Genomic DNA, 22,220 nt, shown 5'->3' with positions numbered 1-22,220 from the left:
CGGTCGAGGCCTTCCTGCAGCTCGGCGAGCGCTCCGTCCTCAGCTACCTCACAAAACCCCTCACCGACCAAATCGCAAAAGCATGGCGCGAAAAATAGGCGCGCCGACGCGGTCCTTGCTTCCCTCCCGGATGCCTGCCAAGCCCGCGTCGGGTCGGTCCTGATTCCGGCGCCGGAAGCGGGTGCGGGGAGCCGCGTCGAGCATGCAAGTCCTGGTGATTGGCGCGGGGATCGTCGGGCTCGCCGTGGCGCGGTCTCTCGCCGGCCGCGGGCACGACGTCGTGGTGGCCGAGGCCGAGGCCGCGATCGGCTCCGGCGTGTCCTCCCGCAATTCCGAGGTGATCCATGCCGGGATGTACTATCCTGCCGGATCGCTGCGTGCCCGGCACTGCGTCGCCGGGCGCCGCAGGCTCTACGCCTTCTGCGAGAGCCACGGCGTGCCCCATGCCCGCTGCGGTAAGCTCATCGTCGCGACCTCCGAGGCCGAGACGGCGAAGATCGCCGCGATCCACCTCCGCGGGCAGGAGAACGGCGTCGAGCATCTTCGCCTGATCGACGCGGCCGAGGCGCGGAGGCTCGAGCCGAACCTCGCCTGCACGGCGGCCCTCCTCTCGCCCGAGACGGGCATCGTCGACAGTCATGCCCTGATGCTGGCGCTCCAGGGCGATCTCGAGGACCGGGGCGGCGTCGTCGCCTTCCGGACGCCGGTCGAGCGACTGATCAGGCATGATGGCGCCTGGCTCGTGCGGTTCGCAGGGGATGCGGAGGGCGAGATGGCCTTCGACGGCGTGGTCAACGCCGCGAGCCTCGCGGCGCAATCGCTCGCCGCCCGCACGGAGGATTACCCGCCGGAGCGCGTACCGCGCCTCGTTCTCGCCAAGGGCAACTACTTCGGCTGCGCCGGCAAGCCCGCCTTCCGCCACCTGATCTACCCGGCGCCGGTCGAAGGCGGCCTCGGCACCCATCTCACCCTCGATCTGGCTGGGCGAATGCGCTTCGGGCCGGACGTCGAGTGGACCGACAGGATCGACTACAGGGTCGATCCGGCCCGAAGCGCCGTCTTCTACGACTCCATCCGCCGCTACTGGCCCGGACTGCCGGACGGCGCTCTCGTGCCCGACTACGCGGGCATTCGCCCGAAACTGTCGGGTCCCGGCGAGCCCGTCATCGATTTCGTCGTCGACGGGCCGGCCGAGCACGGGCTGCCCGGCCTCGTGCAGCTCTTCGGCATCGAGAGCCCGGGCCTGACCGCGAGCCTGTCGCTCGCCGAGGATGTAGCGGACAGGCTCGCGGCCTGACGCGCCCGATCATCCCGCTTCCTTCACGGTCGCGGCGACCGATTGCAATGCCTCGCCGCAGCCCGCCGCCTGCTCGGGGGTGAAGCGCAGGATCAGGCGCGCGCCGCCCAGCAGCGTTGCCAGCAGGACGGGCAGCCGTGCCACGCTGAGCGTGCCCGTCTGCCAGCCGACGACCGGCATGTGGGCGGACTGAATGACCTCGCCCTCCTGCGGCCGCGGGTGGCCCGGGGAGCATACGGCGCTCGCGGCGAGCAGCGCCAGCCCGAGCTCCGCGGCCTGTTCGGGCTCGATGTCCACCGGTATGGACCGCTCGCCGATCTGAATTCGGATGCGCGGATCGTTCGGTCCCATCTCGACGCCGAATGTCGCCTTCGGTGGTGTCTCGCGTTCGCTCACAACCCTAACCCTGTGCCGTTTCAGGGCTTCTGCCACGAGGGCCGGGTTCGCGTCGACCCGTCGCGCGACGCAGGGGCAGGCCGATTCCGGGCTTGAGGAACAGGAGCGGCGTCGGTCGGCCCGCCGAGGGCCGTTCAGTGCGCGCCGATTCGCCGGCCCGGCACGATGTCGTTGGCGATGATCTCGCCGAAGGGCCCGTTGTTCCGGACGGTGGCGGACGGAACGCCCGTGGTGGTGCGCAGCGGCAGCTTCGGGAAGACCAGTTCGGCGAAGCGGTAGGCCTCCTCCAGATGCGGATAGCCGGAGAGGATGAAGCGGTCGATGCCGAGATCGATATACTCCTTGATCCGGTCGGCGACCTGATCTGCCGAACCGACAAGGGCGGTGCCGGCGCCCCCGCGCACGAGGCCGAAGCCGGCCCAGAGGTTCGGCGAGACCTGGAGCCTGCTACGATCGCCGCCGTGCAGCGCCATCATCCGGCTCTGCCCGACGGAATCCTGACGCTTCAGGGTCGCCTGCGCGCGCGCGATCGTGTCGTCGTCGAGGCGCGAGATCAGGTCCTCGGCGGCCGCCCAGGCCGCCCCCTCGGTCTCGCGCACGATGACATGAAGGCGGATGCCGTACGAGAAGGTCTTGCCCCGCCGCTCGGCCGCCTCGCGGGCGCGCGCCAATTTCTCGGCAACACCGGCCGGAGGCTCGCCCCAGGTCAGATAGACGTCGCAATGGTCGGCCGCGACCTCGATCCCGGCCGGTGACGAGCCGCCGAAATACAGCGGCGGATAGGGCTTCTGCGCGGGCGGGAAGACCAGCCGGCCCTGCTCGGCCCGCAGGTGCCTGCCCGTATAGGTGACCGTCTCGCCCGCCATCAGCCCGCGCCAGATGCTCAGGAACTCGTCCGTCACGGCGTAGCGCTCGTCGTGGTCGAGGAAGACGCCGTCGCCGCGCAATTCCACCGGATCGCCGCCCGTCACGACGTTGATCAGGAGGCGCCCGTCCGAGATCCGGTCGAGCGTCGCGGCCATCCGGGCGGCCGCGGAGGGCTCCTGCAGCCCCGGCCGCACGGCGACGAGGAAGCGCAGACGGCGCGTGAGCGGCGCGAGCGCCGAGGCGACGACCCAGGAATCCTCGCAGGAGCGTCCGGTCGGCAGGAGGACGCCGTAATAGCCGAGCTCGTCCGCCGCTTGCGCGATCTGCCTCAGATAGGGAAGGGACACGGCGCGGGCGCCCTCGGAAGCCCCGAGATAGCGGCCGTCGCCGTGGGTTGGCAGGAACCACAGGATGTCGGTCTGTCCGGTCATGGTCGGTCTCCGAATGAGGTCAGGCGGCGCGTTCGCCCAGCAGGTGATCGAGAATGCGGCCTTCGAGCGCCGCGAGGTCGGGGTCGCCCCGGCGGCGCGGACGGGGCACGTCGACGCGCAGATCCAGGACGATGCGTCCCTCGTCGATCACGAGGATGCGGTCGGCGAGTGCCACCGCCTCCGTGACATCGTGGGTCACCAGCAGGGCGGTGAACCCCTGCGCCAACCAGATCCGCTCGATCATGGCCTGCATGTCGATGCGGGTGAGGGCGTCGAGGGCGCCGAGGGGCTCGTCGAGGGCGAGAAGGCCCGGCCGGCTCACCAGGGCGCGGGCCAGCGCGACGCGCTGGCGCTGGCCGCCCGAGAGCGTCGCCGGCCAGCTCTCCGCCTTCTCGGAGAGCCCGACCTCGGCCAGCACCGCCTCGGCCCGCGCGCGGCGCTCGGCGCGCGGGCCATCCTCGCCGAGGCCCACTGCGACGTTGTCGACGACGCGCGCCCAGGGCAGCAGGCGCGGCTCCTGGAACATGATGCGCCTCGGAATGCCGCGCGGCGCGCGTCGGGAAGCAGGGGCTTCGAGGTCGATCAGTCCGGCGCTCGGATCCTCGAGGCCGAGGATCAGACGCAGAAGGGTGCTCTTGCCGCACCCGGAACGCCCGACCACCGCGACGAACTGGCCGGCCGGGACGTGGAGGTCGATGCCCGCGATCACGGGACGCGCATCGAAGGATTTGGCGAGGCCCCGCAGGGTGATGGCGAGGCCGCGCGCCGCCGGGCTCCGCGGACGCGCGGCCTCCGGCGCGGAGGCGCGGGGCGAGGCGGGGGCGCGATTCGGCCGGGAGGGCCTGAGTTCGTCGAGGAGCATGGTGCTTAGACCGTCCGGTATGCGGGGTTCCAGGCGAGGCAGGCGCGCTCGAGCGCCCGCGTCAGGAGGTCGGCGACCTTGCCGAGCACAGCGTAGATGAGGATGGCCAGGACCACGACGTCCACCAGCATGAACTCGCGGGCCTGCATGGCCATGTAGCCGAGGCCGGAGGAGGCCGAGATCGTCTCGGCCACGATGAGGGTGAGCCACATGATGCCGAGCGCGTAGCGCAGCCCGACGAAGATCGAGGGAAGCGCACCCGGCAGGACGACGCGCCGGAACAGGGTGACGGGTCCCATGCCGTAGACCCGGCCCATCTCGATGAGCTGCGGATCGACCGAGCGGATGCCGTGCAGCGTGTTGGCGTAGATCGGGAAGAAGACGCCGAGCGCCACGAGAAAGAGCTTCGCCTCCTCGCCGATGCCGAACCACAGGATCACGAGGGGGATCAGCGAGAGATGGGGCACGTTGCGCACCATCTGGACGGTGGTGTCGGTGAGCCGGTCCGCGCGCGGCGAGAGTCCGTTGGCGAGGCCGAGCACGAAGCCGATCCCCCCGCCGACAACGAAGCCGCCGACCGCGCGCAGGAAGCTGACGCCGAGGTTTGTCCAGAGCTCGCCCGTGCGACCGAGCCGCCAACCCGCCGCGACCACATCCAGGGGCGCCGGCATGAACCGGTTCGAGACGAGCCCGGCCGAGCTCGCGACCTGCCAACCGCCGAGGAGGAGCGTCGGCAGGAGCCAGGGCGCGAGCCGTTTGCCGGCGCCGGATGCGGCGTTTCGGATGGAGATCGTCATCGCGCTCACCCGTTCCGGCTCGGCGACCAGACCGCGTCCGCGACGCGCAGCGGCTTCGGCAGCAGGTGCAGGGCATGGAAGGCGTCCGCGACGCGCTGCTGGTCGGCGATGGTCTGCGCGTCGAGCGGGGCGACCCCATAGGTGAGGCGCTTCAGCGCCACCGTGAGGATCGGGGCCGGAATCCCCACCGAGGGCGCGAGCTCGGCCGCGACCACGTCGGTGTTGGCCCTTGCCCAGGTATCGGTCTCGCCGATTGCCGCGAGCGCGGCATCGAGAGCCGCGCGGTGCGTTTCCGTCACGGAGCGGGTCGAGAGGTAGAATTGCCGGTTCGGGGCAAGTCCCTCGCCGGATGCGAGGGTGCGCGCGCCCGTCGCCCGCTCGGCGGAGGCCAGATAGGGGTCCCAGATCGCCCAGGCATCGACCGAACCGCGCGCGAAGGCCGCGCCGGCATCTGCGGGCGGGAGAAAGGCGAGCTTGACCGATTGGTAGTCCAGCCCCGCCTGCTCCAGCGCGCGCACCACGAGGTAGTGCACGTTGGAGCCGCGGTTCAGCGCGATGGTCCGGCCGCGCAGGTCCGCCACCGTCCGGATCGGGCTTGTCGGCCGGCACCAGGATGGCCTCTCCCAGCGGCGCGGCCGGCTCGTTTCCGACGTAGCGCAGGTCCGCGCTCGCGGCCTGGGCGAAGATCGGGGGCGCCTCGCCGGCCGAGCCGAGATCGATCGCGCCCGCATTCAAGGCTTCGAGAAGCGGCGGGCCCGAGGGGAACTCGGCCCATGCGACGCGGTAGCCAAGGGGCTCCAGCTTGCGCTCGAGGAGGCCCTTGGCCTTGAGCAGGACGAGGGTGCCGTATTTCTGGTAGCCGACCCGGAGGAGGCGGGCCTCAGCGGCGCGCACGGGGCGGATGGAGGCCACCGCGGCCGCGCCGAGCGCCCCGGCAAGCACGGTGCGGCGGCTGACGGAAGAGGTACCCGCGAGGGTGGGCGCGGCGGAATGTCCGCGGTTCGCGGGAGAGGAGTTGCGCTCTGACATGGGATCACCCGTTGCGGTTCGGCGCCGACCAGAGCGCTTCGGCGATCCGGATCGGCTTCGGAATGAGGCCGAGCGCGTGGAAGCGGTCGGCGATGCGCTGCTGCTCGGCCGTCACGGCCGGATTCATCGGGCCGATGACGTAGTCGGTCCGGTCGACGGCGCGGCGCGTCGCCGCGAGTGGCACGCCTGTCCCCTTGGAGAGGAGGGCGGCGACCTCGCCGTGATTTGCCCCGCACCAGCGCGCCACCTCCGCGAGGGCATCGATGGCGGCCTGCAGCGCAGCGCCCTGCGCCTCCGCGAAGCCGCGGTTTGCGAGGAAGAAGCTGTTCGGGCGCGCGACATCCGTGGCCAGGGTGAGGACGCGCACGCCCTCGGCAGCCTGCGCGATGGCAAAGTAGGGGTCCCAGATCGTCCAGGCTTCGACGCTGCCGCGGGTGAAGGCCGCCGCCGCGTCGGCGGGAGCGAGCGTCACGGGCTCGATGTCGCGATAGGTCAGCCCCGCCTTCTCGAGAGCCGCGATCGTGAAATTATGCGCGCTCGACGCCTTCGCGAAGGCGACGCGCCGGCCCTTGAGGTCGGCCACCCGCTGGACGGGCGAGCCCGGCGGCAGCAGGATCGCGGCGCCCGAGCCGGCAGCCTCCTGGGCCGCCGCGTAGACGAGGTTGCCGCCCGCGGCCTGGGCGAAGATCGGGGGTGCGTCCCCGGTCTGGCCGAAATCGATGCCGCCGAGGCTGAGGGCCTCGAGGAGCGGCGGCCCGAACGAGAACTCGACCCAGCGCACACCGAATCCGAGCCCGGCGAGCCGCTGCTCGATGACGCCCTGCTGCCTGGCGACGACCAGGATCCCGTTCTTCTGGTAGCCGATGCGGAATACCCGCTCCTCGGCCGCCCGCAGCCGGGCCGCCGCAGCTGCCGCGAGAGCGGTCGCCAGGATGGAGCGCCGGGTGATGATCATCGGGCCGCTCCGGCCGCCATGAGGCCTTGCGGCCGCACTTGTGCCTGGATGCCGCGGGCCAGGAGGGCGGCGAGCTGGCCTGCCGCGTCGTCGATCCGTCGCAGCACACCCTCGTCCGCGACGGCGCCATCGCGAAAATCCGCGTCCGAGGCGTAGACGGCGGTCGGCACCGCGAGCGCCCCGAAGAAGCCCAGCAGCGGACGGAACGCGTGCTCGACCACGAGCGCGTGGCGCGTCCCGCCCCCGGTTGCCGCGATCGCGACAGGCCGGTTGGCCAGCGCGCCGGGGTCGACGAAGTCGAACAGGTGCTTGAAGAGGCCCGTATAGGCGCCCTTGTAGACGGGCGAGCCGACCACGAGCGCGTCTGCCTCCTCGATCGCCTCGACCATGCGCCGGGCCGGCAGCGAGAGCGCATCGCGCGTCCAGGCCGAGCCGAGGCCCGGCCCGGCATCCAGGATGTCGAAGACGCGGACCTCCGCCGGAACCCGCGAGGACGCCCCGTCCGCGATCGCCTCGACGAGGTGGCGCGTCTTCGACGGACGCTGGATGTTCGCACTGAAACCGATGATGCGCGGACGGGTCATGAAGTATTTCCAGGAACGAGGGACTTGGCGCGGGCTGGACAGCCGCTCGCGATGGCCTGTCGCCGATGCCGTGAAGGGTGGCCGCGCGGGGGCCTCAGGTCAATGAAACGTTCTTTTGAATGAACGGTGGTTTGGAGATGAACATCGCGCCGCCGCCGGGTTTGACGGTAGGATGAGTGCGAGAGTGGCCGCTCTTCTTGGAATACCGGTCCGTCCGCTTTTTCGCGCGAGGCGTCCCGCGGGCCGGCCGCGGGTCGACGATGGCTACGTACGTTTTAACGAACGCATTGCCGGACCGACCGGAGGATTCCGGTCGCCGCAGCGGCCATCCGCCGAGCGAGGGTCGATCCTTGTGTCGGAGCGCGAGACCGGGAAACAATCTTCTTATATCAGGTGAGATAAAAACTTATGCTTCCTTTGACGAATCAAGTCCGATGAGCGAGACTTGCTAAAGCAATCATTTCTTGATCTGATATCGCCGACGAAAGTCGAATTCTTGACGAGCTTGAGATCCGGTCGACTGTTTAGGCCCGCCCCCGCGGCTCCGGCCGCCAACACCGGACACGCCATGACCTTGCCCGTCTCTCGAGACCGGATCCGCTTCGCCTACTGGGTGCCGAACGTCTCGGGCGGCCTCGTGATCAGCCGAATCCCGCAGCGCACCAGCTGGGACCCGGACTACAATCGGCGCCTCGCACAGATCGCCGAGACGGCGGGCTTCGACTACGCGCTGACGCAGATCCGCTTCACGGCCGGCTACGGTGCCGAGTATCAGCACGAATCGGTCGCCTTCAGCCACGCGCTCCTCGCGGCCACCACGCGCCTCAAGGTGATCGCGGCCCTGCTGCCGGGGCCCTGGAACCCGACGCTCGCCGCCAAGCAGATCGCGACGATCAGCCAGCTCACCGGCGGGCGCATCGCCGTCAACGTGGTCAGCGGCTGGTTCTCGGGCGAGTTCCGGGCGATCGGCGAGCCCTGGCTCGATCACGACGAGCGCTACCGCCGCTCCGAGGAGTTCATCCGCTCCCTGCGGGGGATCTGGACGCAGGATGCCTTCACCTTTCGAGGCGACTTCTACCGCTACGCGAACTACACGCTGAAGCCCAAGCCAGCCGAGCCGCTGCCCGAGATCTTCCAGGGCGGCTCGTCGCGCGCCGCGCGCGCCATGGCGGCCCGCGTTTCCGACTGGTACTTCACGAACGGCAACACGCCGGAGGGCATCCGGACGCAGGTGGACGATATCCGCGCCAAGGCCGCGGCGAACGGCCATTCCGTGCGCGTCGGCGTGAATGCCTTCGTGATCGCCCGGAGCACGGAGGAGGAGGCGCGCGCCGTCCTGCAGGAGATCATCGACCACGCCGATCCGGAGGCGGTGAAGGCGTTCGGCCACGAGGTGAAGAATGCCGGCAAGGCTTCGCCGGAAGGCGAGGGCAACTGGGCGAGATCGAGCTTCGAGGACCTCGTCCAGTACAATGACGGCTTCAAGACCAACCTGATCGGCACGCCGGACCAGATCGCCGAGCGCATCGTGGCCCTCAAGGAGGTCGGCGTCGAACTCGCGCTCCTCGCCTTCCTGCACTTCCAGGAGGAGATCGCGTATTTCGGCGAGCACGTCATCCCGCGGGTACGGGCGCTGGAGGCGGACCGGGCGGCTCGGCCGGCCGAGAAGGCGGCCTAAGGCGTCCTTCGCAGGGACTCCGCCCGCCGCGTCCGCCGAGAAAAGGCGGAGCGTGGGGCGTCGGCCGCCCCACGCCCGTCGCGTCAGGCCGCGGAGGCGATGGCCGATCCCGCCTGATGGCCGTCGAGGAAGGCGTGGGCGTCCTCCTTGCGCTCGAAGATATGCGGCGCGAGCCCGCGCTTGCTCAGCGCCTCCTGCATCTTCAGGCGCAGGAAGGCGCTCGTCGCGTAGCGGGTCGATGTCAGGTAATGGTACGTCTGCATGTACTCGATCAACTCGGCGTAATCGTCGTACAGGTTCTCGCTGATGCGGAACCCGTCGTGATTGATCACCGAGTTGACCCGCTGGCCGGCCTTAAGGCAGGCCGTCTCCAGGACTTGGCGCAGGGCATCGACGTCACCCTTCGACCGAACCTGCCAGCCTTCCAGATTGACGAAGAGCAGGTTGCGGCCGGCATCGTAGCTCACCCGCTCGCACAGGTTGAGATTCAGGAGATCCGCCAGCAGCTCCATCGGCTCCTCGCGGAAGATGCGCCGGTCCATCGTGATCGGGCTCTCGATGATGGGCATGAAGCTCATCTGCGAGAGGATGTCCCGCCCGATATCGATGCCGGGCGCCACCTCGATCAGTTCGAGGCCCCGCTTCGTCAGATGGAAGACGCAGCGCTCCGTCACGTAGAGAACGGGCTGGCTCCGCTCCTGTGCGAAGGGCCCGCTGAAGGTATTCTGCTCCACGCGCTCGACGAACTTGCGCGAGCGTCCCTCCTGCACGATCCGCAACTGCCCGTCCTCGATCTTGGTAACGAGGCCGCCGTTCGTGAAGGTGCCGGCGAAGACGACCTTGCGGGCGTTCTGCGAGATGTTGATGAAGCCGCCGCAGCCGTTGAGGCGCCCGCCGAAGCGGCTCGTGTTGACGTTGCCCTCGCCGTCGCACTCGGCCATGCCGAGGCAGGTCATGTCGAGGCCGCCGCCGTCGTAGAAGTCGAACATCTGGTTCTGGTCGATGATGCAATCGGCGTTGGTCGCCGCACCGAAGCTCGACCCGCTCGCCAGCACGCCGCCGACCGCGCCGGCCTCGGTGGTGAGGGTGATGTAGGGGGTGACCTTCTCCTCCGCGGCGATCGATGAGATGCCCTCCGGCGCGCCGACGCCGAGATTGACGACGCCGTTCGGCGGCAATTCGAAGGCGGCGCGCCGGGCGATGATCTTGCGCTCGGTGAGCGGCATCCGCTTGATCCCGGTCACCGGCACGCGGATCTCGCCCGCGAGCGCGGCGTCGTGCATCACGCCGTAATTCATGCGGTGATGCTCCGGCTCGGCCACGACGACGCCGTCGACCAGCATGCCGGGCACGCGCACGTCCTTGGGCTTGATCGAGCCCTGCTCCACGATGCGCTCGACCTGCGCGATGACGATGCCGCCGTTGTTGCGGGCCGCCATGGCCTGGGCCAGGTTGTCGAGGGTCAGAGCCTCCTTGGCCATGCAGATGTTGCCCGAGGGATCGGCCGAGGTGCCGCGGATGAAGGCCACGTCGATCTTGGTGGCGGTGTAGAACAGCCACTCCTCGCCATCGACCTCGACGAGCTTGACGATGTCGTCCTTCGTCACCGTGTTGACGCGCCCGCCGCCGTGGCGCGGGTCGACGTAAGTCTTGAGGCCGACCTTGGAGAACAGGCCCGGCTGCCCCGCCGCGCAGGCGCGGTAGAGCTGCGAGATCACGCCCTGGGGCAGGTTGTAGCCCAGGATCTTGTTCTCCTGCGCGGCTTGCGCGACCTTCGGCATCCGTCCGAAATTCGCCGCGATGACCCGCCCGAGCAGGCCGTCATGGTGCAGGCGCCCGGTGCCGAGCCCTTTGCTGTCGCCCGCACCCGCGGTCATGATCAGCGTCAGGTTGCGCGGTGCGCCCGTCTCGACGAAGCGCTTCTCCAGCGCCGCGTGCAGCGCCTCGGGGATGCAGCTCTGAACGAACCCGGTCGTCGTGACCACGTCGTTGGTGCGGATGAGCGCGATGGCCTCGTCCGCGGTGATGACCTTATTTTTCTTCATGAGACCTGCATTCCGGCTGTTGCTTCCGCTCCCGGCCGGGCAGACAAGTATTATCCTGCACAATCGGCTGTGGCGTCAGTCTTTTTTCAGTTCGCTCCGGGAGCCTAGAGAGCGCGACCGGCGTCCGCAAGTGGAAGCCCCGCCTTCTTGCGATGCACCAAAGTCTTGCTGCAACGCGACAAAGACATCCACTGAGAAGCGGGGCTCACTCCAAAGAGCAAGCGAAACGGATCGCGACAGCGCGGCTCGACGCCGCGAGCCGAACACGTCTCGGGACCGATGCGTATGTCCGGCTCGACCTTGCGGGCGCATCTCGCTTCTTGGTTCAATGTGTTTTGTATTTTGAATATCAATGAATACCGACCGCAGGGCTGGTGGGCCCGCGCGGCGAAGCGCGCCGCCTTCATGCGTCCTGGATCAGGTCCTTGATGCGATCCGTCAGCACGTCCATCACGAAGGGCTTGGTGACGACCTGCATCCCCGGTTCGAGGTGCCCGCTGCCGAGCACGGCGTTCTCGGCGTAGCCCGTGATGAACAGCACCCTGAGGTCCGGACGGACGACACGGCCCGCATCCGCCATCTGGCGTCCGTTCATGCCGCCGGGCAGTCCGACATCGGTGACGAGAAGATCGATGCGGATATCGGATTCGAGGATCCTGAGGCCCGCCACGCTGTCGGCCGCCTCGACGGCGGTGTAGCCGAGTTCCTCCAGCGCTTCCGTGACCAGCATGCGCACCGTCGGCTCGTCATCGACGACGAGCACGGTCTGTCCCTGTTCGGCGCGCGGCTTCGCCGATGCCGGCGGCGGCAGTTCGGCGTCGTCGCTCCGGCCGTGATGCCTCGGCAGATACAGGCACACCATCGTGCCTTCGTCGATCTCCGAGTAGATGCGCGCCTGCCCGCCCGATTGCCGCGCGAAGCCGTAGATCATGGAGAGGCCGAGCCCGGTGCCCTGGCCGATCGGCTTCGTGGTGAAAAACGGGTCGAAGGCGCGTTTCACCACGTCCGGCGCCATGCCGGTGCCGGTGTCGCTGACGCAGAGCGAGACATATTGCCCGGCCGGCAGGTCGCGCTCGCGCGAGGTCCGCTCGTCGAGCCAGCGATTGCCGGTCTCGATCGTCAGCCGCCCGCCGTTCGGCATGGCATCGCGGGCATTGATGCAGAGGTTGAGGAGGGCGTTCTCGAGCTGGTTCTGGTCGGCGAGCGTATCCCAGAGGCCGCCCGCCGCCACCACCTCGAGATGGATGGAGGGCCCGACGGTGCGGCGGACGAGGTCCTCCATACCGGCCACGAGGCGGTTCACGTTGGTGGGCTTCGGGTCGAGGGTCTGGCGTCGCGAGAAGGCGAGGAGCCGATGCGTCAGGGCGGCGGCGCGCTTTGAGGCGCCCTGGGCCGCGTTCACGTAGCGGTCGACCTCTCCGACCCGCCCCTGCGCGAGGCGCGTCTGCAGCAACTCAAGGCTTCCCGAGATGCCGGTAAGGAGATTGTTGAAGTCGTGTGCGATACCGCCCGTGAGCTGGCCCACCGCCTCCATCTTCTGCGCTTGACGGAACGCCTCCTCCAGGTCGCGCTGCTCGGTGACGTCGCGCCCGACCGCGTGCAGGCGCTCGCCGCTCGGCACGGCGTTCCAGGACAGGATGCGGTTAGAGCCGTCCTGATGGCGCAGGCGGTTCTCGAAGCGCAGGGTGGAGAGCCCCTCCAGCGACCGGCGCGTCTCCGACACCGTTCGCTGCCGGTCGCTGGGATGGACGAAGCCGAGGAAGGATCGGCCCACCACCGCGGCATCCGGCCAGCCGAGCAGATCGGTCCAGGCGGGGTTTACGGCCTGCACGATGCCGTCGAAGCCCGCCACCAGCATCACGTCCTTCGAGAGCCGCCACATCCGGTCGCGTTCGCTGGTCCGCTCCGCGACCTGTGCTTCCAGAGACGCGTTCATCCGCCTCAGCGCATCCGCGGTCTCGCGCCGGACCCGGGCGAGCTTCAGGTTCGCCTCGACGCGGGCAAGGATTTCGCGCGCCGAGAAGGGCTTCGTCAGGTAGTCGTCCGCGCCGGCCTCGACGCCCGCGATCTGCGCTTCTTCACCGGCCCGTGCCGAGAGGAGGATCGTCGGCACGCTCCGGAGCGCGGCGTCGGCCCGCAACGCGGCGAGCAGCCCGAAACCGTCGAGCTTCGGCATCATCACGTCGGACAGGATCAGATCCGGCGCCGTCTTTCGCGCCGCCGCGAGGGCCGCCGCACCGTCGGCCACCGCCTCGACCGTGTAGCCTTGCGATTGGAGCAGTCGGCGCACGTAGTCGCGCATGTCGGCATTGTCGTCGGCCAGGAGCACGCGCTCGGCGGAGGCCGGCAGCGATAGCGGGGCCGGAGCCTCGCCGACGCGCGCCGCGGCAATGCCGACATCGCCGCCCTCGCTGGCCAGCCAGCGCGCCGCCTCCTCGACGAAGGCCTGCGATCGCGTCGCCGTCGAGATGCGGGTGCGCTCCGCGCGGATCCGGTCGGGCGGAAGATGCGCGCTGCCGAGCGGGATGTCGACGTGAAAGGCGCTGCCTCGCCCCGGCGTGCTCTCGACCTGCACGCCGCCCCCGTGCAGCTGCGCGAGTTCCTGCACCAGCGCGAGCCCGATGCCGGAGCCCTCGAAGCTGCGTCCCTGAGCGCCCTCGACGCGGTGGAATCGCTCGAACAGGCGCGGCAATTCGGCCGCGGCGATGCCGGTCCCGGTGTCGATGACGGAGAGGCGGACATGCCGCTCGCCCGAGGTGAGGCTCACACCGATGCTGCCCTGAAACGTGAACTTGAAGGCGTTGGAGATCAGGTTGAGGACGATCTTCTCCCACATCTCACGGTCAACGAAGGCCGGTCCCGGCAGGGGAGGGCACGCGACGTCGAGGGTGAGGCCGGCCTTGTCGGTCGCCGACCGGAAGCTCGACGCGAGCTCGGCCGTGTAGGCGCCCAGTTCCGTCGGCTCGAACACGGCCTGGATGCGCCCCGCCTCGATCCGGGAGAAATCGAGGAGCGCGTTGACGAGCTTCAGGAGCCTCAGGCCGTTGCGGTGGGCGACCTCCACGAGCCGGCGGTTCTCCGGCATCACGCCGCCGGGCGGCTTGCCGATCACTTCCTCGAGCGGACCCAGCATCAGGGTCAGCGGCGTCCGGAATTCGTGGCTGACATTCGAGAAGAACAGGGTCTTCTGCCGATCGATCTCGGCCAGCGCCTCGGCGCGGCGGCGCTCCTGCTCATAGGCGCACGCATTGGCGAGCCCGGTCGCGATCTGGCTGACGAAGAGGTCCAGGAAGCCGCGATAGATCCCGTCGAGCGGGCGGTAGGGATTGAGGCCGGCGACGAACAGGCCGGCCGGCCGGCCGTGGCCCTGTTGCGGGATCGGAAGGATCAGGGCCTCGCCCGGCATCCGGTTCCAGGGGCCGGCCGGCGCCTCGGCGAATGCGGGGCCGAGATCGGCGAGCGCGACGGGCGCGGGAGCCTGCGGGCCGAGACGCGCCCGCGCGAGGTTCGCCGTCGCGGCGGCATCCGCGGCGGCCGGATGGTCCGAGCCGAGGGCCGCCTGCGCCAGGAGCTCGGGCGCGGCGTCGTCCGGGCCGAGCAGGTAGGAGACCGCGAAGGGAAGGTCCGGGATACCGCCGGCGAGGCAGGCCTCGACGACGTCGCCCACGTCCCGGATCGTGCGCGCCGATGCCATGCCGGCGCCGAGATCGCGCAGGACACGCAGGCGCCGCTCGCCGATGACGCGCTCGGTCTCCTCCGAGACGACGCAGAGCATCCCATTGATCGCCCCGGAATCGTCGGCCAGCGGTGAGTACGAGAAGGTGTGATAGGTCTCCTCGGGAAAACCGCTCCGCTCGAGGAAGAGGAGGAGGCCCTCGTCCCAGGTCGCCTCGCCGCTCGCGAGAACCCGCTCGATGCGCGGGCCGATATCGGGCCAGATCTCGGCCCAGACCGCGTCCGAGCGGGAGCCGAGCGCCCAGGTCTGCTTGACGCCGAGGGTCGGCCTGTAGGCGTCGTTGCAGAAGAAGGTGAGATCGGGTCCCCAGGCCATCCACATCGCGAAGCGCGAGGCGAGCATCATCCGCACCGCCGTGCACAGGGATGGCGACCACGACGCGATCGGCCCCAGCGGCGTGGCAGCCCAATCGTGGGCGCGAAGGCGCGCGCCCATCTCGCCGCCGCCGGGAAACCTCGATGCTCCCGCCGTCTCCGACTCCCGCACCATCGTCGAACTCAGCCTCAAGTCTTGGACGGCATGAACGGGCGTCGCGGCCGAGCCGTCGCCCGCACGATGGTCGCGAGAACAGGAGATTTGCGCGCTCTGCGATTTCACTCAAGCTTCAAACTAGAGGATCGGGTGCTCGGGTCCATGCGCGACCGGACCTGTGGGGTCCGACCGGGTCTTCTCCTCGGGCCGCGTGCCCGGATTTCTCGGGTCCGCATCGAGGCGAACGGCGTCCATCGCCTGCGCGGCGGCGTTGGTACTGTCGGATCGGCGCGGATCGGCGCCGACGAGTCAATCGGGCGAACCGGGAACCTTCACATGAGGATCAAGCATCGGCTCTACGCGAGCCCGAACGGCGACCTCTGGTCGATCTGCCGCGGCGCGGACGCCGCCGACGTCTACGTCCTGCACGAGCCGAACCGTCCCTCCGGCGGGCAGGACTCGCGGATCGAGATCGGCGCCTTCCTCTCGGGCGCGCCGGGCTCTCCGGAATGCGCGGAATTGCTGCGCCTGATCGGCTCGTTACTCGAGCGCGCCGCCATTGCGCCGCCCCGCACCGCCGTGACGCCGGAGCCGGGTGCGGCCGCGGCCGAGCCTACGCCGGGCGAGGCGGCGCGCTGACCCCGGCGTCAATGCCAGTGCGGTCGCGCCATGGCGGCGTCCGGCCCTTTGAGGAGCGCCAGGTAATCGATCGGTTCAGGCCGGTGCGCAGGCGTAGAGAGCCTGAAATCCCCGAGGCCCCGTGCCCTCAGCCACTGCCGATAGGCTTGCTCGCGGGCGTCGAAGGTCTTGCGCAGGAAGCTGCCGGGCTCGCCCCTGCACTCCGTGCGGGTCGGGCTGATCGGAACACAGGTGGGGCCGAAGCGCCGCTTCACCTCGTTCTTCCAGCGCTCATCGGCGCTCGCGAACAGGAGGTCGGTGTTCGTCCGGGCATCGAACAGCATCTTCCCTCCCCGATGCTATCGTTTGTGGAATACTACGCAGTTGCCTGCCCAAGGGAAGCGACATTTCGGACTGAGGCTCTTCGCCGGCGCCGCCCACGGCTCGCGCAATGTCCAGTCCGTTGGATGGATCGCGCGGCGACGGCCCTGTTCGACCAAGGTCGGATTGATTCGACCGTGCCCCCGGCTACGTTCGGGCGGTTCCTTACGGGACGTTCCTTCTGAAACCTCGGCCCGCCCGGCACTCTCCCGCCGTGGCGGGCTTTTTTCGACCGGAATTGACCTGGGTCAGTGTCCCGCGCCGCTGGAGACGCCATGATCGGCGCGTCGGGATCGTTCCGCCCGGCACGCCCTCGCCGGCACGGACCTCCGTCCGACCGTCTGCGAGGGCGACCTCCCATGAGATCCGACTTGGCCTCGCTTGCTTCGAGAGGGGCCATTTTACGAGGAACCCGCCGGCGTGCCGGGTCACCGAACGAGGGCTCGGCCCTCGCCGACCGTCGTGACCCTTGTTAATGCGGCCGGCCAAGCGGTCGATTAGGCCAGCCCGATCATCGGCGAAGACGAAGAGTGCCGGCGACGGAGCACCGGGGACTGTTCCCGCTCCGACCGCGTGGAGGGCGAATGCCGAGATATTTCTTCGATATCCAGGACGGCGGCCCCCGATACGACGATCAGGGTACGGAATGCGCGACCCTCGAGGACGTTCGCAAGGCAGCGATGCGCGTGCTTCCGGACATCGCCCGCGAGCAGGTTCCCCAGGACGGTGATCGCCGGACCTTCACGGTGGTCGCCCGTGACGAGAGCGGTAACGCCGTCTACACGGCGACGCTGTCCTTCGCAGGGATCTGGTTGACCCGACCCTGAACAGGCGCCGGACCTTGGCCGATTCCCGGTCGTCCGGCTCCCGTCCGGCGCGACCGTCCGGGGTGCCGCGTTCCGCGATACCGGACCAAAGCAAGTCACCGCGCTCGTCTTCGCGGTCTCGCACCGCCTTTGATCCCGACGTCTCGCGCGTGTTGACGAAACGTCCGAGTCATCGTCGAATTCTGAGCCGATGAAGGGTAAGTGCGCGATTTTCGACGTCAAGTCTCGATGGGCTTTTTTGTGAACAGCGGAGCATCGCCTCTCGGTGCGAGCGCCTACCTGCAATCAGCCGACTCGGCCATAATCACACATCTTTTGATGTAGAGAGCATCAGATCTTAACAACTTAAACACGAGAACCGGTCAGATTGGTCGTGGATCGGGTGGATCGGGTTCTCAGATGGCAAGATGGATTCCAGGCGTGGCCTCATTCGGGCTCCTGTGCCTGATGATCATCCCGGCACCCGGCATCTGGGGGGTCCTCATCGGCTGCACCTGCGCCCTGGCGATCGTGATCAGCGCGGCGTTGTGGCTCCTCGATCGGATGGCCTCGGGCCTTCTCAACTGGCGAGAGCGCCTGCGGGCGAAGGGGCGTCGTGCGGTCCATGCCGGATCGGGCATCGCCCGCAAGGTCTAGGCCGCTTCGTCCAGGCCGCTTCGCTGCTGCGATCGGCGTGCCGTCGACCTCATCGCGAGCCGAGCGCCCGTCGGCCGGCGCCCGCAATCGCGCAGCTCCCGCGGACGCCGCCATGGCGCGCGCGGCGCGCCGCCTCGGTCAGGCGGGACTCGGCCTCTCGAGATGGAGATAGGTCGCGTCGAACTCGGCCGCCGCGCACGAGCCCGGCCAATCCTCGATGACCAGCGTGCGGCCCTGCAGGGAGATCAGCCCACGGCCGCGCAAGGCCTGTAGCGACCGGTTCACGTGGACGTTCGACAAGCCGAGCGCGTCGCCGATGTCGATCTGTGTGATGGGTAGCTCGCAGCGGTATCCCTCCGCCAGTCCCACCGCCTGCAGCTTCAGGTACATTTCGCAGAAGAGATGGGCGATCCGGCCGAGCGCGGTCCGGCGCCCGATGCCGGTCATCCACTCGCGGAAGATCGCGGCATCGACCAGCGTGTCGCGCCACAGAGCCGTGCCGATGCCGGGGAAGCGGATCACCAGGTCGCGGATGTTCTCATGGGGAATGCAGGCAAGACGGGCGGCCGTCACGGTGGCCAGACCGTGGTCCATGACCGGCAGGTGCAGGCTCGAGAGGTCCGGGATATCTCCCGCGACGTGGAACGACAGGATCTGTCGCTTGCCCTCGTGCAGAAGCTTGAAGCGGCAGACCCAGCCCGACAGGATGAGACAGCACAGACTCGGCCGATCCTTGTCGCGCAGGATGTCCTGGCGCGCCTCGAGCACCCTGACGGTCGCCGGCAGGCCGAGGATGGCCTGACGTTCGGATTCGGAGAGCGGCGCGATGCTTTCGAGCTTCCGGATGAGGGGAATCAGATCGGAATTGGACGCTTGAACCAAGTACGCCTCGCCCGCCTCCAGACGTGGAAGGGCGCGGCACTTCCAGCTGCCAGCGCGTGCAGCGGATCGGCTGGCGGCAACGCACCTAACGGCACAGCTCGGCGCAACTCATTCTCACAGATCAATCAGCGCGGGCAAAACCTTACCGGTGGCCGAGCCATCCACATCTCCCGGCGCCCGGCCGCGAGCCCCGGTGCCACGGGCTCTCGGCGATCGTGAGACCGGCCGGCCGCGGACCGGGCCGGTCGCCGGGATCAGTCGAGCGCACGCTGCCGCCAGTGCCGTGAGGCCCGAAGGCGAAATAGGACGAGGGCGTTAGGACGCGCGCCTTCGACGCGCAGCCGGGCTTCGCGTATCTGAGCCGGCACGGCCCACCCTGACCAGCACGGACACGCTCATGTCGGACGAACCGCACGGCCTCGACCGCGGCCTGACCAACTACGGCGACCGGGACTTCGCCCGCTTCCTGCGGCGCTCCTTCGCCCGCTCCATGGGCGTCTCGCCTGCGCTTCTCGACAAGCCGGTCGTCGGCATCGCCATGACGCCGTCGGGCTTCAACAACTGCCATCGCGGCATGCCGGAACTGGTGGAGGCCGTCTCGCGCGGCGTGCTCGCCGCCGGCGCCCTGCCGCGGCCGTTCCCCACCGTCTCTCTCGGCGAGGTTTTCCTCAACCCGACCAGCATGATGTACCGCAACCTCATGGCCATGGACATCGAGGAGATGATCGGCGCGCAGCCGATGGACGCCGTCGTGCTGATCGGCGGCTGCGACAAGACCGTGCCGGCCCAACTGATGGGCGCCGCTTCCGCGAACCTGCCGGCCATCCAACTCGTGACCGGGCCGATGTCGACCGGGCGCCACCGGGGGCAGCGCCTCGGCGCCTGCACGGATTGCCGCGGCTTCTGGGCGAAGTACCGCGCCGGCACGGTCGATGCGGGGGAGATCGCCGAGGTCGAGGGAAGGCTGTCCGTCACGGCCGGCACCTGCGCGGTGATGGGTACGGCCTCGACCATGGCCTGCATCGCCGAGGCTCTCGGCGTGTCGCTGCCGGGCACTGCCGCGATTCCGGCTGTCCATTCCGACCGCCTCGTGGCCGCCGAGGAGAGCGGCCGCGCAGCCGTGCGGCTGATCGAGACGCGTATCCGGCCGAGCCAGGTCATCACGCAAAAGTCCGTCGAGAACGCGATCCGGGTACTGATGGCGCTGTCCGGCTCGACCAACGCCATCGTGCACCTCGCCGCTATCGCGGGCCGGCTCGGCATCCGGATCTCGCCCGAGCGCTTCAACGCGATCTCGGACGAGACGCCGGTGCTCGTCGACCTGAAGCCGGTCGGCCAAGGCTACATGGAGGATTTCCACGCCGCCGGCGGCATGGGCGCGCTGCTGCGGGAGCTCAAGCCGCTCCTGCACCTCGACACCCTCGACGTGGAGGGCCGCACGCTCGCCGAGCGCTTGGAGGAGCCTTCAGGATGGGTCGACCGTGCGGTGATCCGCCCGTTCGCCGAGCCGGTCTCGCCCGTCGGCGGGTTGGTTTCCCTCTCGGGCAGCCTCGCGCCCGACGGAGCGATCTTCAAGCGCGCCGCGGCCACTCCGGCGCTGTTCGAGTCGGAGGGGCGCGCCGTCGTGTTCACTGGGCTGGAGGACCTCGGCCGCCGCATCGACGACCCCGACCTCGATGTGCGGGCGGACGACATCCTGGTTCTGCAGAACGCGGGCCCGCACGCGGCCGGCATGCCGGAGGCGGGCTACCTGCCGATCCCGAGGAAGCTTGCGCGGGCCGGCGTCAAGGACATGGTGCGGATCTCGGACGCCCGGATGTCCGGCACCGCCTTCGGCTCGATCGTGCTGCATGTGGCGCCTGAAGCCGCGATCGGCGGTCCGCTCGCGGCGGTGCGCGACGGCGACCGCATCCGCCTGTCGATCCGCGAGAAGCGCGTGGACCTCCTGGTGGAACCCGACGAGATCGCCCGGCGCCTGACGGGCCACCGGCCACCGCCCGCGCCCCCGCGAGGCTACAAGGCCCTCTACCGCCGCAGCGTGAGTCAGGCTCCCGAAGGCTGTGATTTCGACTTCCTGGCCGGCGTGGCCCCCTCGACGATGCCGCCCCTGTGAACACAGCAATGCACCTCGACATGGGCCTCTGCCTGCGCAGGCGGCCTCCGCGCAAGGTCAAGGAGAGGCTTGAACAATCGGTTCGGCCTTCGTCAGCGCCCGCTTCGCGGCCGAGGGGTCGGAGCGGCAGGTCGGTGATGGGCGCTCACGACACCCTTCCAGTTCGAACTCGCCAGTAAAACGACTAATCCGGCCAATTTTATAGACGCGCGTGCGAGTTTCATTCTTGCAATGCTGATCGATTTTGTACGGAATAGTACGGCATTAACGCCTCATAACTTGCAACAGCCATGGAAGCGTGGCCGCATATCAACGATATTGGAGACGTAGCCATGCCAAGAACTTAGCAGGTGCTGGCTATAGCGCTCGCCTGCGCCGCCGGGCTGGGGATTGCGTCTGAGGCGCAAGCCGCCGAGTCGGTTCAGGACGTCTATCTGCTCGGGTTCCGGGCCCGTTGGCAGGTGTCACACCGCCACCGGGTTTCTACTTCGAGAACGATGCCTCCTTCTACCAGGGCGACCTCGGCGGCGGCCGCGCCTTCCAGAGCGGCGGCCTCGTCGCGTCCCGAGTCAAACTTGATACCTACCTGGGCCTGGCGAACCCGATCTGGATCACGCCGGTGGAGCTGTTCGGCGGCAATCTCGGTTTTCAGGTTCTGCTCCCGTACGGCACGCCGGCCGTCAATGCCGGGGCCGTCCTGTTCTCGCCGCGCGTCGACCGCATCGTCGCCGGCCGCGAAAGCGACGCCGTCTTCAACATGGGCGACGTCTACACCTCCGCCTTCGTCGGCTGGCACTCGGGCAACTTCCACTGGAACGTGACCCTCACGGGCGTCATCCCGTCGGGCTCCTATGAGAGCGGCCAGCTGTCCAACACCTCGCTCAACCGTCCGGCGCTCGATCTCTCCGGAGCCCTGACCTATCTCGACCCGGTCCTCGGCTACGAGCTCTCGGTGATCCCCGGCATCACCTTACAACTGGATCAACCCGGCCACCCAGTACCGGACCGGGACCGAGTTCCACCTCGAATGGTCGGCCTCGAAATACCTGACCAAGGAACTGACGGTCGGCCTCGTCGGCTACTTCTACGACCAGCTGACCGGCGATAGTGGTTCGGGTGACCGGATCGGCCCGTTCAAGGGCCGGGTCACGGCGCTCGGCGGATCGGTCGGCTAAACGTTCAAGCTCGGCGAGATCCCGGTCTCGACGAGCGTGCGGGTGCTGCGCGAGTTCGATACGAAGAACCGCTTCGAGGGCACCGCCACCTGGCTGTCCATCGCGGCGCCGCTCTGGGTCGCGCCGCCGAAACCGGCCCCGGAGCCCAGGGCGGTCGTGGCGAAGAACTGAGCGTTGTGGCTTTCCTCGACCGCGCCGCACCGTCGGCCGGTTCGGACCCGGCAGGCATGCGCCCGGCCGAGCGACGCGTCCTCGGAAGAATGGCGGTGCCATCCGCGATGCTGCATCGACTTTTCCGGGCCGATCACACGTCAGACGGACGGGTTTCGGCACCCGGACGCGCCGGTGCTCGTCCCGGGCTATCCGGGCGGCCACCTGAGGGCCGCGCAGGGCATCGTCCGCCGCGCCGAGTGACCGGCAGGCCGCTACAGCGGCCTGGC

At 69.0% G+C, this 22,220-nt stretch carries 19 protein-coding genes and 1 pseudogene; 8 read left to right on the top strand and 12 right to left on the bottom strand.

The genetic code is table 11. From position 1 onward, the window contains the following. The first annotated feature begins 202 nt into the window (after positions 1 to 202). On the top strand, positions 203 to 1,297 hold the full coding sequence (locus tag WDW90_RS23130; RefSeq protein WP_336489810.1) for an NAD(P)/FAD-dependent oxidoreductase: 1,095 nt from the start codon (positions 203 to 205) through the stop codon (positions 1,295 to 1,297). Between the two features lie 9 nt (positions 1,298 to 1,306). On the opposite strand, the gene WDW90_RS23125 is transcribed toward WDW90_RS23130, so the two are convergent. The 7 genes and pseudogenes from WDW90_RS23125 to msuE all read right to left on the bottom strand — a co-directional run bounded on the left by WDW90_RS23125 (position 1,307) and on the right by msuE (position 7,218). Continuing rightward, complete coding sequence (locus tag WDW90_RS23125; protein ID WP_336489809.1) at positions 1,307 to 1,693, bottom strand: hypothetical protein; 387 nt, start codon at positions 1,691 to 1,693, stop codon at positions 1,307 to 1,309. Between the two features lie 134 nt (positions 1,694 to 1,827). Then, a complete protein-coding gene (gene ssuD, locus WDW90_RS23120) occupies positions 1,828 to 2,991 on the bottom strand; it encodes an FMNH2-dependent alkanesulfonate monooxygenase (protein ID WP_336489808.1) in 1,164 nt (387 codons plus the stop codon). A gap of 19 nt (positions 2,992 to 3,010) precedes the next feature. Next, complete coding sequence (locus tag WDW90_RS23115) at positions 3,011 to 3,853, bottom strand: ATP-binding cassette domain-containing protein (protein WP_336489807.1); 843 nt, start codon at positions 3,851 to 3,853, stop codon at positions 3,011 to 3,013. Positions 3,854 to 3,858: 5 nt separating this feature from the next. Further along, positions 3,859 to 4,650, bottom strand: coding sequence for an ABC transporter permease subunit (locus WDW90_RS23110; RefSeq protein ID WP_336489806.1), 792 nt, complete (start codon positions 4,648 to 4,650; stop codon positions 3,859 to 3,861). A gap of 5 nt (positions 4,651 to 4,655) precedes the next feature. After that, positions 4,656 to 5,679: pseudogene (locus tag WDW90_RS23105) on the bottom strand (sulfonate ABC transporter substrate-binding protein). Between the two features lie 4 nt (positions 5,680 to 5,683). After that, positions 5,684 to 6,634, bottom strand: coding sequence for an aliphatic sulfonate ABC transporter substrate-binding protein (locus tag WDW90_RS23100; protein WP_336489805.1), 951 nt, complete (start codon positions 6,632 to 6,634; stop codon positions 5,684 to 5,686). Further along, a complete protein-coding gene (msuE, locus tag WDW90_RS23095) occupies positions 6,631 to 7,218 on the bottom strand; it encodes an FMN reductase (RefSeq protein WP_336489804.1) in 588 nt (195 codons plus the stop codon). The genes WDW90_RS23100 and msuE overlap by 4 nt, the downstream gene beginning before the upstream one ends. A gap of 568 nt (positions 7,219 to 7,786) precedes the next feature. Here msuE and sfnG point away from each other — a divergent pair. Then, complete coding sequence (gene sfnG, locus WDW90_RS23090; protein WP_336489803.1) at positions 7,787 to 8,896, top strand: dimethylsulfone monooxygenase SfnG; 1,110 nt, start codon at positions 7,787 to 7,789, stop codon at positions 8,894 to 8,896. 83 nt (positions 8,897 to 8,979) lie between these two features. On the opposite strand, the gene WDW90_RS23085 is transcribed toward sfnG, so the two are convergent. Both WDW90_RS23085 and WDW90_RS23080 read right to left on the bottom strand, forming a co-directional pair. Then, positions 8,980 to 10,941 carry an acyl CoA:acetate/3-ketoacid CoA transferase gene (locus tag WDW90_RS23085; RefSeq protein ID WP_336489802.1) on the bottom strand — a complete coding sequence of 654 codons (1,962 nt, stop codon included), beginning with the start codon at positions 10,939 to 10,941 and terminating at the stop codon, positions 8,980 to 8,982. Between the two features lie 403 nt (positions 10,942 to 11,344). Continuing rightward, positions 11,345 to 15,112: an ATP-binding protein gene (locus tag WDW90_RS23080; RefSeq protein ID WP_336489801.1), complete on the bottom strand. Its 3,768-nt coding sequence runs from the start codon at positions 15,110 to 15,112 to the stop codon at positions 11,345 to 11,347. Positions 15,113 to 15,484: 372 nt separating this feature from the next. Here WDW90_RS23080 and WDW90_RS23075 point away from each other — a divergent pair, with 372 nt between their 5' ends. Then, positions 15,485 to 15,787: a hypothetical protein gene (locus WDW90_RS23075; RefSeq protein ID WP_336489800.1), complete on the top strand. Its 303-nt coding sequence runs from the start codon at positions 15,485 to 15,487 to the stop codon at positions 15,785 to 15,787. An 8-nt stretch (positions 15,788 to 15,795) separates the two neighbouring features. Here the strand turns inward: WDW90_RS23075 and WDW90_RS23070 are convergent, their stop codons facing one another. Continuing rightward, positions 15,796 to 16,110 (bottom strand): hypothetical protein, encoded by a 315-nt coding sequence (locus WDW90_RS23070; protein WP_336489799.1) that lies wholly within the window; start codon positions 16,108 to 16,110, stop codon positions 15,796 to 15,798. Between the two features lie 621 nt (positions 16,111 to 16,731). Between WDW90_RS23070 and WDW90_RS23065 the strand changes: the two genes are divergently transcribed. Together WDW90_RS23065 and WDW90_RS23060 are read left to right on the top strand one after the other, a co-directional pair. Beyond that, entirely contained in the window at positions 16,732 to 16,974 is a 243-nt protein-coding gene (locus WDW90_RS23065) for a DUF6894 family protein (RefSeq protein WP_336489798.1), read from the top strand. Between the two features lie 420 nt (positions 16,975 to 17,394). Further along, positions 17,395 to 17,610, top strand: a complete 216-nt coding sequence (locus WDW90_RS23060; protein ID WP_336489797.1) for a hypothetical protein — start codon at positions 17,395 to 17,397, stop codon at positions 17,608 to 17,610. A 138-nt stretch (positions 17,611 to 17,748) separates the two neighbouring features. Here WDW90_RS23060 and WDW90_RS23055 read toward each other — a convergent pair whose 3' ends face one another. Next, the gene (locus WDW90_RS23055) at positions 17,749 to 18,492 is read right to left on the bottom strand and encodes a Crp/Fnr family transcriptional regulator (RefSeq protein WP_336489796.1); all 744 of its coding nucleotides are present in this window, start codon (positions 18,490 to 18,492) and stop codon (positions 17,749 to 17,751) included. A gap of 397 nt (positions 18,493 to 18,889) precedes the next feature. On the opposite strand from WDW90_RS23055, the gene WDW90_RS23050 reads away from it, so the two are divergent. The 3 genes from WDW90_RS23050 (at position 18,890) to WDW90_RS23040 (ending at position 21,780) form a co-directional block, all read left to right on the top strand. After that, positions 18,890 to 20,605 (top strand): dihydroxy-acid dehydratase, encoded by a 1,716-nt coding sequence (locus WDW90_RS23050; protein WP_336489795.1) that lies wholly within the window; start codon positions 18,890 to 18,892, stop codon positions 20,603 to 20,605. A gap of 454 nt (positions 20,606 to 21,059) precedes the next feature. Further along, positions 21,060 to 21,713, top strand: a complete 654-nt coding sequence (locus WDW90_RS23045) for a SphA family protein (RefSeq protein WP_431311104.1) — start codon at positions 21,060 to 21,062, stop codon at positions 21,711 to 21,713. Then, positions 21,652 to 21,780: a transporter gene (locus WDW90_RS23040; protein ID WP_431311105.1), complete on the top strand. Its 129-nt coding sequence runs from the start codon at positions 21,652 to 21,654 to the stop codon at positions 21,778 to 21,780. Before WDW90_RS23045 ends, WDW90_RS23040 begins: the two co-directional genes overlap by 62 nt. Here WDW90_RS23040 and WDW90_RS23035 read toward each other — a convergent pair. After that, positions 21,777 to 22,067, bottom strand: coding sequence for a hypothetical protein (locus WDW90_RS23035; protein WP_336489794.1), 291 nt, complete (start codon positions 22,065 to 22,067; stop codon positions 21,777 to 21,779). The genes WDW90_RS23040 and WDW90_RS23035 overlap by 4 nt on opposite strands. Positions 22,068 to 22,220 lie beyond the last annotated feature (153 nt).

The organism is Methylobacterium nigriterrae (genome assembly GCF_037106235.1).
GTDB classification, from domain to species: domain Bacteria; phylum Pseudomonadota; class Alphaproteobacteria; order Rhizobiales; family Beijerinckiaceae; genus Methylobacterium; species Methylobacterium nigriterrae.
This window is presented reverse-complemented; position numbering and strand designations above follow the sequence as displayed.